This is a genomic window from Amycolatopsis coloradensis (genome assembly GCF_001953865.1).
In the GTDB taxonomy this organism is placed as follows: Bacteria; Actinomycetota; Actinomycetes; order Mycobacteriales; family Pseudonocardiaceae; genus Amycolatopsis; species Amycolatopsis coloradensis.
In genome coordinates this window covers 52,723-65,032 of the sequence record NZ_MQUQ01000025.1, presented here as the reverse complement: position 1 = coordinate 65,032, position 12,310 = coordinate 52,723, and the positions used below count along the sequence as shown (strand labels likewise).

Genomic DNA, 12,310 nt, shown 5'->3' with positions numbered 1-12,310 from the left:
AGGGTTCCTCGCCCGCGAGGCGGCTTTCACCATGTCCTTTTCGGGTGTGCGGACACGAGTCCGGCATTACCCCTACAGGTCCGCGAGGACGAGTTTTGCGACATTCGGTCCGCAACCACCAAGAGTGAAGCGGGGAGCAGATGTCCACAGTGGACAGTTTGACGATCACCGTCGCGACGCCGGTGAGCGCCGGGCTCGCCCGGCGGGTGGCCGCGCTCACCAGTGCCGCCTATCGGGCGGGCGACCTCGTCCCCGGGCTTCCGGTCGCCGACGGCGCGAGGGAGGACGCGGCCGGGGTGCTGGCCGACCTCGACGGCGGGCACCGGCTGTGGACCGCGACCGCGGGGCCGGTCCTGCTGGGCACGGTCCGCGCCCTGCCGGACGGGCGGGCGTGGTCGGTGCGCAGGCTGGCGGTGTCCCCGCGGGCCCGCCGTCTCGGCGTCGGCCGCCGGCTGCTGCGGGCCGTCGAGGCCGACGCTCTGGCGGCAGGCGCGTCACACGTGGTGCTCGACGCGGTCGTGGAGCGGGGAAACCCGGTTTTCTACACCAGCGCCGGCTATCGCAGCGTCCGGCACTTCGCGGCCTCGGACAAGCCGCTGTCCGAGGTGCACATGGAACGCGTGCTCGCCGAGCCGGTGCCGTCGCTGACCTATCCCGACCCCGCCGACCTCGCCGCGTCGCCACCGGGGCTCGTCCGGTCGTGGTGGGAAGACCGGCCGACCGGTGTCGTCCGCGTGACCGGCCCGGCTCCCGACGGCGTCTCCGCCGGACTGGACCGGCACCGCGGCATCGCCGGTGCGGCCGTGCTGCGCGGAGTCGACTGGGCACCGGGCGCCGCACCCGGCCCGGACACGGTGGACCGTTTTCCGGGACAGGCCGGGCTGATCCCCGCCTACGCTCAGCCCCGCCTGGGTGATCCGGAGTTCCTTGCCTGGTGGCGGCTTCCTGCCCCAGCGCTTACTTGCCGCGCCGGAAGTACATGAAGGTCCCCTTCATTGCGCTAGGCGCAAGGAAGGGGACCTTCATGTACTTGGGAGCAGGCACAGCACTTTGCCGGGGCGGCTGCCTGCCCATGGGTAGGGGAATTCCCCGACTGGTTCGGGGAACCAGCGCGGGACACGCTGCCAGGGGATGCGTGACGACCATTTCCGCTGGGCGGGCGAGGAGCGCGATGCAGGAGAGCACTGAGGAGCGATTGGGGCGGCTGAGCCCGGCCCAGCGCGCGGCGCTGGTGTCCGAGCTGCGGGCGCGCCGGGCCGCTCAGCGGCCGGTCGACCGGGTGCCCGTGGTGGGTCGTGACGAACCACTCCCGTTGTCCTTCGCCCAGCAGCGGCTGTGGCTGCTGCACCAGTGGGCCGAAGGAAAGCCGCTCTACAACACCTCGCTCGGCCTGCGCCTGCACGGACCGCTCGACCCGGAGCTGCTGCGGCGCGCGGTGATCGGGCTGGTCGGCAGGCACGAAGCACTGCGCACGCACTACTTCAACACGCCCGACGGTCCGCGGCAGCGGCCGGGCACGGTGGCCGACGACGACCTGTTCACGATGGTCGATCTGAGCGAGATCGACCCCGCCCAGCGGGAAAGCTGGGCCGCGGACGTCGTCACCAAGGCCGGACGGCGCGTATTCGATCTCGCCCGTGACCCGTCGCTCCGAGCCACCTTGGTCCGCATGGCCGCCGACGACCACCTGCTCGTGCTTGCCGCGCATCACATCGCCACGGACGCCTGGTCCACCGAGGTCCTGACCAAGGAACTCATCGAGTTCTACACCGCGGGCCGGGCCGGACGGCCCCCGGTGCTGCCCGTGCTGCCCATCCAGTACGCCGACTTCGCGCACTGGGAACGCGGCCCGGTCGCACAGGCGGAGCGCGCCGCGTCACTCGACTACTGGCGCGGCACCCTCGCCGGCCTGGACACCGTGCGCTTCCCGGCCGACCGGCCGCGGCCTGCCGAACCGAGCTGGGCGGGGGAGCAGGTCCAGCGGCTGCTGCCCGCGAAGCTGCACCGTGAGCTGCTCAGCCTCGGCGGCCCCTCGACCCGGGTGCTGCCGTTGGCCCTCGCCGGTCTCGCCGCGCTGATCAGCCGCTACACCGGCCAGAACGACATCGTCGCGGGCACCACCTTCGCCGGGCGCACCCGGCCCGAGCTCGAACCGCTGATCGGCTACTTCGCCAACACCGTGGTGCTGCGGGTGTCCACCGCGGGCGGGCCCGGGTTCCGGGAACTGCTGGCCAGGGCGGGCGACACGGTCTACTCGGCGCACACGCACCAGAACGTCCCGTTCGACCAGCTCGTCAGCGAGCTGCATCCGGTCCGCGACCTCAACACCAACCCGCTGTTCCAGGTGGCGCTGCTGCAGACCAACGAGCTGCTCAAGCCGGTACGGATGGCCGACGTCGACGTCGTGACGGTCCCCTTGCACAGCGGGACCGCGCGGTTCGACTTCACCCTCAGCGTCGCCGAGCGGTCGGCGGGCGGTATCGAGATGGGCATCGAGTTCGCCACCGACCTGTTCGACCGGGCCCGGATGGACCGGATGCTGGCCCATCTGGAGCGGCTGCTGGAATCCGGGGTCTCGCGTCCCGACGCGCCCTTGCCCGAACTCGACCTGCTCACCGAGCCCGAGCGCATCCAGCTCACGACGGGATGGAACGACACCGCGACCCCGGCCACCACCGCCGAAACCTCGATCGGCGCGGCGTTCGACGCGCAGGTGCTGAGGACACCCGGCACGGCCGCGGTCAACCAGGGCGGCGCCGTGCTCGACTACAGCGCCGTGCGGCGTCGCGCCCACCAGATCGCCCACCGGCTGCTGCGGGCGGGCGCCGGGCCGGGAAGCCTCGTCGGAGTGAGCGTCAACCGCACGGTCGACGTCGTCGCGGCGCTGCTCGGGGTGCTCAAGGCGGGCGCCGCGTACGTGCCGCTGGACCCGAAGTACCCGGCAGGCAGGCTCGGGTCGATCGTCGCCGACGCCGAACCCGTCGCGATCCTCTGTGACGCGGTCAGCCGTGGCGTGCTCGAAACCGTGGTCACGGAGCCGGGCAACGCGACGACCCTCGTCGACCTCTCGGACGAGACCCTGGGCAGTGAGCCCGTCTCGGCGCCGCCGGTCCGGGTGACCGCGGAAATGCCCGCCTACGTCAGCTACACCTCCGGGTCGACCGGTAAGCCCAAGGGTGTCGTCGTCGCCCATCGCAACGTGCTCAACCTCTACACCGAACTGGACCGGCGCCTCGGCTCGGAGCCGCCGGGGAGCTGGCTCGCGGTCAGCAGTATTTCGTTCGACATCTCCGTGCTCGAACTGCTGTGGACGTTGTCCCGGGGGTTCACCGTCGTGCTGGCCGAAGCCGACCCGGCGACGTTGCTCGCCACGTCCCGCCGTAACCGCCGCGCGGCCGCGACCCTGGATTTCGGCCTGTTCTACTTCGCCAGCGACGACGACGCCGCCGAGCCGGGCAGCGACCGTTACCGGCTGCTGCTGGAAGGCGCGAAATTCGCCGACCACAACGGGTTCTCCGCGGTCTGGACCCCCGAACGGCACTTCCACGCCTTCGGTGGCCAGTACCCCGCGCCCTCGGTCACCGCGGCGGCGCTGGCCATGGTCACCGACCGGATCTCGATCCGCGCCGGCAGCGTCGTGCTCCCGCTGCACCACCCCGTGCGCGTCGCCGAGGAATGGTCGGTGGTCGACAACCTGTCCAACGGCAGGGTCGGCATGGCGCTGGCGTCGGGCTGGCACCACGACGATTTCGTCTTCGCACCGGAAAACTACGCCGAGCGCAAGAAAGTCATGCTCGAAGGCATCGAGACCGTGCGATCGCTGTGGCGTGGCGAAAGCGTCCCGATGACCGGTGGCACCGGCGCCGGGGTCGACGTCCGCATCCGGCCCGCGCCGGTACAGGCCGAGCTGCCGATGTGGCTCAGCTCCGCGGGCAGCCCGGACACCTTCCGCGCCGCCGCACGGGCCGGGCTGGGCGTGCTGACCCACCTGCTCGGCCAGGATCTCGACTCGCTCGCCGAGAAGATCGCCGCCTACCGCGAGACCTGGCGCGAACACCACGGCACCGACGGCGGTCACGTGGCGCTCATGGTGCACACCTTCGTCGACCCGGACCGTGAACACGCGCTGGCGACCGCGCGCGGCCCGTTCACCCGTTATCTGGGCACCTCGCTGGATCTGTTGCGTGGCCTGGCCAAGGGGCTGGGCATGGAGTTCGACTCACTGGGCGAGGACGACCGCGCCGCGCTGCTCGACCACGCCGCGGACCGCTATCTCACCAGCGGTGGCCTGTTCGGCACCCCGGCCGACTGCGCGGAGTTCGCGTGGCGGCTCTCCCGGATCGGCGTGGACGAGCTCGCCTGCCTGATCGACTTCGGCATCGACCCCGAGCAGGTGCTCGCGAGCCTGCCTCAGCTCGACATCGTGCGGCGCGCGTTCCAGACGCGCCGGGAACAGCAACGCGAAGACACCGAGGACACCAGCTTGGCCGCGTTGATCCGCGAGCACGGCGTGACCCACCTGCAGTGCACCCCGACGCTGGCCGGGTTCCTCGCCGCCGATCCCGGCTCCGCCGACGCGCTGGCCGCGTTGCGTGTGCTGCTCGTCGGTGGTGAGGCGCTGCCCGCCGACCTCGCCCGGCGGCTCGCCGAGCTCACCCCGGCGGCGCTGCACAACATGTACGGCCCCACCGAGACCACCGTGTGGTCCACCGCGGAACTCGTCGACGGGCTCGACGCCGAGGCGGGGTTCGTGCCGATCGGGCTGCCGCTGGCGAACGAAACGGCCTACGTGCTCGACAACGGGATGCATCCGCAACCCGTCGGCGTCGCGGGCGAGCTCTACCTCGGCGGTGACGGCGTCGCGACCGGGTACCACCGGCACCCGGCGCTGACCGCGCGGCAGTTCGTCCCCGATCCCTTCGGCGGGCCGGGAAAACAGCTCTACCGCACCGGCGATCTCGCGCGCAGGCTCGCCGACGGCAGGCTGGAGTTCCTCGGCCGCCGCGACGACCAGGTCAAGATCCGCGGGCACCGGGTGGAGCTGGGCGAGATCGAAACCGTGCTGCTGAGCCATCCCGGCGTGCGCTCGGCCGCCGTCGCCATGCGGGGGGAGCCCGGCATGGGATTCCTGGTGGGTTACGTCGTGCCCGAAGACGGCATCGAGCAGCCCGACGACGCCGCGCTCCGCCTCCATCTGCGTGACGCGCTGCCGGAGCACATGGTGCCGGCGAGGTTCAGCCGGCTCGAGAGTTTGCCGTTGACCCCCAACGGGAAGATCGACCGCAAGAACCTGCCGGATCCTGGCGGCACCACGACGGCGGCGCAGTACGAACCGCCGGTCACCCACGCCGAACGCGTCCTGGCCGAGGTCTGGCAGGAAGTGCTCGGGATCGAGCGGATCGGGGTCCGGGCCGGGTTCTTCGACCTGGGCGGCAACTCGATCTCCGTCGTGTTGGTGGTGGAAGAGGCGAATCGCCGCGGGGTGCCGATCACCGCGCGGCAGCTGTTCGCGCATCAGACGATCAGGGAACTCGCCGGGATCGCCGATACCGACGACCCGGCCGACCCGATCGTCGCGCTCCAGCCGTCGGGCTCGGCGCCGCCGCTGCTCTGCCTGCACGCGAGCACCGGCTCGTCACTGCCTTACGTCCCGCTGAGCCAGGAGCTGGGCCCGGACCGGCCCTGTTACGCCGTCGAACTGCCCAAGGCGCTGCCCGGCGAACTGAGCGTGGCGCGGCTCGCGGGCCTCTATGCCGACGCCATCCGCGCGCGATGGCCGGAGGGGCCACTCCATCTCGTCGGCTGGTCGCTCGGCGGCAGCCTGGCCGTGGCCGTGGCGGCCGAATTGCGCGAAGCCGGACGCCAGGTCGGCCTGCTCGCGCTGCTCGACACCGCCGCGCCCGCGGTGCCCGCCGTCGAGGTGCCGCTGCCGGTCGCGATCGACGGTTTCGTGCGCAGCGTCGCCGAGGCCGCCGGTATCGACGTCGCTTCGGACATCGGCGAACTGGGTTCGCTGGCGCCCGACGAGCAGTTCGCCGTCGCGCTCGACCGGTTGGACGCGGCGGGACTGCTCCCGGCTGGGCAACGCGCCGGGATGCTGGCACGCGCCCGCGTCTTCGTCGAGCTGACCACCGCGGTGTCGCGCTGGGAGCCCGGGCCCTGCCGCGGCGAACTGACCCTGATCCGGCCGGCGCGGTCCACCACCACCGCGGCCGGTTGGGAGTCCTTGGTGGACGGTCCGGTGCGGACGGCCACCGTGCCCGGCGACCATTTCACCATGACCAGCGCCGCCAACGCCGCCGGCCTGGCCACCCTGCTGACCGACCTGGCCACCCGTGCCGAGGCGGCAACCGACCCGATCGACCAGTCCGATGTGGAGGTTCACCATGCCCGATGACGACGAAGACGACACCCGCTACACCGTTGTCGTCAACCATGAGGAGCAGTATTCGATCTGGCCGACCTACCGTGAGGTCCCGGCGGGCTGGCGCGAGGTCGGCGTGGCGGGCACCAAGAGCGAGTGCCTTGCCCACGTGGAGACGGTCTGGACGGATATGCGGCCCTTGAGCCTGCGCCGCGCGATGGGGTCGTGAACGGCCGGAAGGTGACGACGACCGAGAGTTACGAGATTTCGCATCTCGACACGCTGGAAGCCGAGACCGTGCACATCTTCCGCGAGGTTGCGGCGACACTGGAACGCCCGGTGCTGTTGTTCTCCGGCGGCAAGGACTCGATGGTGATGCTGCACGTCGCGGTCAAGGCGTTCTGGCCCGCGCCGCCGCCGTTCCCGGTGCTGCACATCGACACCGGGCACAACTTCGACGAGGTGATCGAGTTCCGCGATCGGGTGGCGGCGGCGACGGGCGTCCGGCTGCTCGTCAGCTCGGTGCAGGACGACATCGACGCGGGCCGGGTGGTGGAGGAGACCGGTCCCGGCGCGGGCCGTAACCGCCTGCAGACCACCACTCTCATCCGCGGGATCGCCGAGCACGGCTTCGACGCCGTCTTCGGCGGCGCGCGCCGGGACGAGGAGAAGGCGCGGGCCAAGGAGCGGGTGTTCAGTCTCCGCGACGAGTTCGGCCAGTGGGATCCGCGCACGCAGCGCCCCGAGCTGTGGGACCTGTACAACGGCAGGCACCGCCGTGGCGAGCACCTGCGGGTGTTCCCGCTGTCGAACTGGACGGAACTCGACATCTGGTCCTATATCCGCGACGAGCGGATCGAGCTGCCGTCGATCTACTACAGCCACCGGCGCGAGGTGGTCGAGCGCGACGGGATGCTGCTGGCGCACACCCCGTACCTGACGCTGGGCGAAGGGGAACGGCCGTACCCGGCCACGGTGCGATTCCGCACCGTCGGCGACGCGACCTGCACCGGATGCGTCGAATCCACCGCGGGCACGCCGGAGGAGGTGGTCGCCGAGGTGGCCGCCAGCCGGGTCACCGAACGCGGGGCGACCCGCGCGGACGACCGGATCTCCGAAACCGGCATGGAGGACAGGAAGCGGGAGGGGTACTTCTAGTGCGGTCTCGAGCACAGCTGCTGCGCCTGGCCACGGCGGGGAGCGTCGACGACGGGAAGTCGACACTGATCGGACGGCTGCTCTACGACTCCAAAGCCATCTTCACCGATCAGCTGGCGTCGATCGAACGGGCGGGCCGCGCTCGCGGCGGTGACCAGCTCGACCTCGCCCTGCTCACCGACGGACTGCGTGCCGAACGGGAACAGGGCATCACCATCGACGTCGCCTACCGTTATTTCGCCACGCCCCGGCGCCGGTTCGTCATCGCCGACACCCCAGGGCACCTGCAGTACACCCGCAACATGGTCACCGGGGCGTCGACGGCCGATCTCGCGCTCATCCTGGTGGACGCGCGCAAGGGGCTGCTGGAGCAGTCGAGGCGGCACGCCTTCCTCGCCAGCCTGCTCGGCATCGGGCATCTCGTGGTGTGCGTCAACAAGATGGACCTCGTGGACTGGTCGGCCGAGCGCTTCGACCGGATCCGCGAGGACTTCGAGCGGTTCGCGATGAAACTGCGGGTCGCCGACGTGACCCTCGTGCCGATGTCGGCCCTGCACGGGGACAACGTCGTGTTCCGCGGTGCGCAGATGCCGTGGTACGACGGGCCTCCGCTGTTGCGGCATCTCGAACAGGTCCACATCGCCGCCGGCCGCAACCTGATCGACGCCCGGCTGCCCGTGCAGTACGTGGCGCGGCACGGCGAGTTCCGCGGGTACGCGGGAACCGTCGCCGGTGGGGTGTTCCGCCCGGGCGACGACGTCGTCGTGCTGCCGTCGGGTGTCGGCTCGACCGTCGAAGCGATCCACGCGCCCGGAGGACGGGAAGCGGCGTACGCGTTCGCGCGGCAGGCGGTGACCGTGCGGCTGGCCGACGAACTCGACGTGCGCCGCGGCGACCTGATCTGCAAGGTGGGCAACCGGCCGGAGGTCGGGCGCGATCTCGACGCGATGGTCTGCTGGCTCAGCGACCGCGGCACCCTCACCGCGGGCTCGCGGCTGCTCGTCCAGCACAGCACACAGCAGGCGAGGGCCACCGTGCACGGCCTGCGCTACCGGATCGACGTCACCACGCTGCACCGTGACGAAACGGCGGAATCGCTGTCCCTCAACGAGATCGGCCGGATCAGCCTGCACACCCAGACCCCGCTGGCCTACGACACCTACGAGCGCAACCGGACCACCGGCAGTTTCATCCTCATCGACGAGAGCACCGGCGACACCGTCGCCGCCGGGATGATCCTCCGCCCGGCCGAGGCCGCGCCGACCGTGGTGCGGCACCGCGCGACGGTCACCAGGAGCCACCGCGCCACCCTCGGCGGCACGGTGTGGCTCACCGGCCTTTCGGCGTCGGGCAAGTCCACCATCGCCGCCGAGCTCGAACGGTCGCTGATCGACGCGGGCAGGCCCGCCTACCTGCTCGACGGCGACAACATCCGGCTCGGGCTCAACGCCGATCTGGGCTTCAGCGCCGAGGATCGCGCCGAGAACGTCCGGCGCGTCGGCGAGGTCGCGCGGCTGTTCGCCGACTCGGGCGCGGTGGCGATCGTCGCGCTGATCAGTCCGTACCGGGCCGACCGGGACCGGGTGCGCGCGAAGCACGACGAAGCGGGCCTGCCGTTCCTCGAAGTCTTCGTGGACACACCGATCGAGGTCTGCGAGTCACGCGATCCCAAGGGCCTCTACGAACGGGCCCGCAAGGGTGAGATCCCCGGTTTCACCGGGATCAGCGCACCGTACGAGTCGCCCCGGCGGCCGGACCTGGTCCTGCGCCCCGACGACGGCGACGTGCGAACGCTGGCCGCCAGAATCCGCACCCTGCTCGACTGACCCGAAGGAGCCCGCGCCGATGCCGCCGGAGTTCGCCAGCGATCCGTTGCCCCTGTTGCAGGACCTGATCAGGATCGACACCACCAACCCGCCGGGCCGCGAAGGTGAAGTCGTCGCCTACCTGCGGCGGCTGCTGGCCGACAGCGGGGCGGAGTTGACGGTCCTCGGGCCGGATCCCTTGCGCACCAACCTCGTCGCCCGGTTCCCCGGCCGGGGCGAGGCCCCGCCGCTGCTGCTGCACGCGCATTCCGACGTGGTCCCGGTGGACGGGCAGGAGTGGGACCATCCGCCGTTCGAGGCCAGGATCGTCGACGACCACGTCTGGGGCCGCGGCGCGATCGACATGAAGGGCGGCCTGGCGATGATGCTCGCCGCGCTGTCCCGGCTGGCCGCGACCGGAGAACGGCCGTCGGGTGACGTGCTGCTGGCGGTGGTGGCCGACGAGGAGGCGGGCAGCGCCGTCGGCGCCCGTTATCTGGTGGACCGGCATCCCGGCCTGTTCGACGGCGTGCGGTACGCCATCGGTGAGGAGGGCGGCGCCGGTGTCGATCTGGCCGGGCAGCGGTTCCATCCGATCGTGGTGGCCGAGAAGCGGGCCTGCTGGCTGCGGGTGACCCTGCGCGGCCCCGGTGGCCACGGCTCGCGGCTGACCCCGCCGGACACGCCGATGGCGCGTCTCGGCAAGCTGCTCACCACGCTGAGCGGGACCAGGATGCCGCGGCACCAGACCCAGGCCGCCGACCGGATGCTCGCCGCGCTGGCCGCCGCGCTGCCGGAGCCGATGGCGGCCGGGGTCGCCCGGTACCGGGCGGACCAGGCGGGCGATCCCCGCCCGGAAGGCCTGCCGCTGAGCGAGGCGCTGCGCCTCGACTCGGTGCTCCGGCACACCGCCAACCCGACGATCGTGCGGACCACGGAGAAGATCAACGTGGTCCCCAGCGAGATCACCGTCGACCTGGACGGCCGGGTGCTGCCCGGCGGGTTCACCGTCGAGGATTTCACCGGCGAACTGCGCGGCCTCATCGGCCACGACGCCGAGTTCGAGTTGCTGCTGGAAGGGTCGATGGTCCGCCCGGAGCTGATCGCGGAACCGGAGTTCGGCGGCTTCTACGACACCATGGCCGAGATCCTCACCAAAGCCGACGCCGGCGCGACCCCGCTGCCGATGGTGTCTCCGGCGTCCACCGACGCCCGGCTGTTCGCGCAGCTGGGCATCCGGTGCTACGGCTGGCTTCCGCTGCGGCTGCCCGCCGGGGTCGACTACCGCGGCATGCTGCACACCGCCAACGAACGGGTCCCGGTCGAGGCACTGGAGTTCGGCACCACCTGCCTGCGGGACCTCCTCCGCTCCTACCGCTGACCCGCTCTTTCGCGCGAACCAAGGTCGTGAAGGCCTCCTTGCTTACCCTGGGTCCCTCAAGGGGGCCTTCACGGATCGCCGCTCACGCCGCCCTTGAGTTCCTGGCATCGACCTTGACGATACGGACATATGGCATCCGAGTTTCGTCCACAAAGGACAGTTGTTCGGTCGATTAGGTGCGATTTGCTGACGTTTGACGCTTTTCTCGAGTACGTGAAGGGCGAGTTTCTTGCGCTAGGCGCAAGCAAGGGGGCCTTCACGTACTTGAGAAGGCGTGAAGGTCCAGGTCAGCCGAGATCCGGCAGGGTGCGCAGGGTGCGGATCGGGCGGCTCGCCGCCGGGATGACCGACAGCAGCAGCAGGCACGGCGCGAGGAACAGCACCGCCCTGGCGCCGAACGCGTCGACAAGGAAACCGGCCGTGCCCGCCCCGATCGACAACATGCCGAAGCTGATCAACCGGTAGCTGGCGTTCATCCGGGCGTGCAGCGTGCTCGGCGTGGACCGCTGGCGGATGGTCAGCGCGATCACGCTGCCGCTCGACGACCCGGTCACGCCGAGGAACAGGCCGATCCCGCAGATCAGGATGTCGCCGCTGTCGCCGTCGGCCAGTGGCAGCAGGAAGTAGGAGCTGGTGGAGAACACCAGCGCGACCAGCAGCGAGTGGCCGTAGCCGAGTCGCCGGATCAGCACCGGGATGCCCAGTGAGCCCACGATGCCGCCGATCCCGCTGGCCACCATGACCGCGCCGTAGACCGCCGGATCGTGGCCGAGTACCCGCACGAAGTAGATCAGGAACGCCACCACGATCATCGCGGAACCGGCGTTGTAGATCCCGGCGTGGGTCACCAGGGCGCGCACCGGCGGGTTGCGGAGGACCGCACGCAGCCCTTCGGCGAGTTCGCGGCGTGGATCCCGGTCCGCCTTCCGCTCCGGGACGGCCTCACGGTGCCGGATGAGCAGCAGGGCGTTGGCCGAGGTGAGATAGGACAACCCGTCGAACACGAGCGTGCCCGCCGGGCCGAACAGTCCGCTGAGCCAGCCGGCGAGACCGGGGCCCGCGGTGGCGCTGACCGCCAGGTTGACCGAGACCGCGCTGTTGGCCGAGGTCAGGTGGTGCGCGCTGACGAGCCGGGGCACGTAGCTGGTCGCGGCGATGTCGTACACCACCGTCATCGCCCCGCCCGCGATCGCGACGACGTAGAGCAGCGGGAGCGTCAGCAACCCGAACAGCGCCAGCAGCGGGACCGCCATCACCAGCACGAACCGGCCGAAGTCCATGGCGATCATCACCGGCCGTTTGGTCCGGCGCTCCAGCCACACCCCGGCGAACAGCGGGAGCAGGAAGAACGGCGCCAGATAACACGCCTGCAACAGGCCGACCTGCGCGCCCGAGCCGTCGAGCACGGTCACCACCAGCAGGGGCAGCACGAACTCGGTGATGCGGGAACCGAACTGGGACACCAGGTCCCCGGTCCAGAACCGGCGGAAGTCCCGCTGGGACCGCAACCGTCGCGGGCTGTCGGCCTTGGCGGCCGCGTCGATGGCCATCTCACTCGTCCCCAAGGATGGTGCGTGGTCACGCGGCAGCGCTCGGCCCGCG

At 71.0% G+C, this 12,310-nt stretch carries 7 protein-coding genes; 6 read left to right on the top strand and 1 reads right to left on the bottom strand.

All coding sequences use genetic code 11. The features are described from left to right. The first annotated feature begins 140 nt into the window (after positions 1 to 140). From BS329_RS36235 to BS329_RS36210, 6 genes are all read left to right on the top strand, one after another. Positions 141 to 983 (top strand): GNAT family N-acetyltransferase, encoded by an 843-nt coding sequence (locus BS329_RS36235; RefSeq protein WP_143253346.1) that lies wholly within the window; start codon positions 141 to 143, stop codon positions 981 to 983. Between the two features lie 188 nt (positions 984 to 1,171). Further along, a complete protein-coding gene (locus BS329_RS36230; protein ID WP_076167399.1) occupies positions 1,172 to 6,397 on the top strand; it encodes an LLM class flavin-dependent oxidoreductase in 5,226 nt (1,741 codons plus the stop codon). After that, the gene (locus BS329_RS36225; RefSeq protein WP_208619337.1) at positions 6,387 to 6,593 is read left to right on the top strand and encodes an MbtH family protein; all 207 of its coding nucleotides are present in this window, start codon (positions 6,387 to 6,389) and stop codon (positions 6,591 to 6,593) included. Before BS329_RS36230 ends, BS329_RS36225 begins: the two co-directional genes overlap by 11 nt. Continuing rightward, positions 6,590 to 7,522 (top strand): sulfate adenylyltransferase subunit CysD, encoded by a 933-nt coding sequence (gene cysD / locus BS329_RS36220; protein WP_143253344.1) that lies wholly within the window; start codon positions 6,590 to 6,592, stop codon positions 7,520 to 7,522. The genes BS329_RS36225 and cysD overlap by 4 nt, the downstream gene beginning before the upstream one ends. Beyond that, the gene (gene cysC / locus BS329_RS36215; RefSeq protein WP_076167395.1) at positions 7,522 to 9,348 is read left to right on the top strand and encodes an adenylyl-sulfate kinase; all 1,827 of its coding nucleotides are present in this window, start codon (positions 7,522 to 7,524) and stop codon (positions 9,346 to 9,348) included. Before cysD ends, cysC begins: the two co-directional genes overlap by 1 nt. A gap of 19 nt (positions 9,349 to 9,367) precedes the next feature. Continuing rightward, positions 9,368 to 10,708, top strand: a complete 1,341-nt coding sequence (locus tag BS329_RS36210; protein ID WP_076167394.1) for a M20/M25/M40 family metallo-hydrolase — start codon at positions 9,368 to 9,370, stop codon at positions 10,706 to 10,708. A gap of 287 nt (positions 10,709 to 10,995) precedes the next feature. Here BS329_RS36210 and BS329_RS36205 read toward each other — a convergent pair whose 3' ends face one another. Continuing rightward, positions 10,996 to 12,258 (bottom strand): MFS transporter, encoded by a 1,263-nt coding sequence (locus tag BS329_RS36205; RefSeq protein WP_076167392.1) that lies wholly within the window; start codon positions 12,256 to 12,258, stop codon positions 10,996 to 10,998. Positions 12,259 to 12,310: the final 52 nt, after the last annotated feature.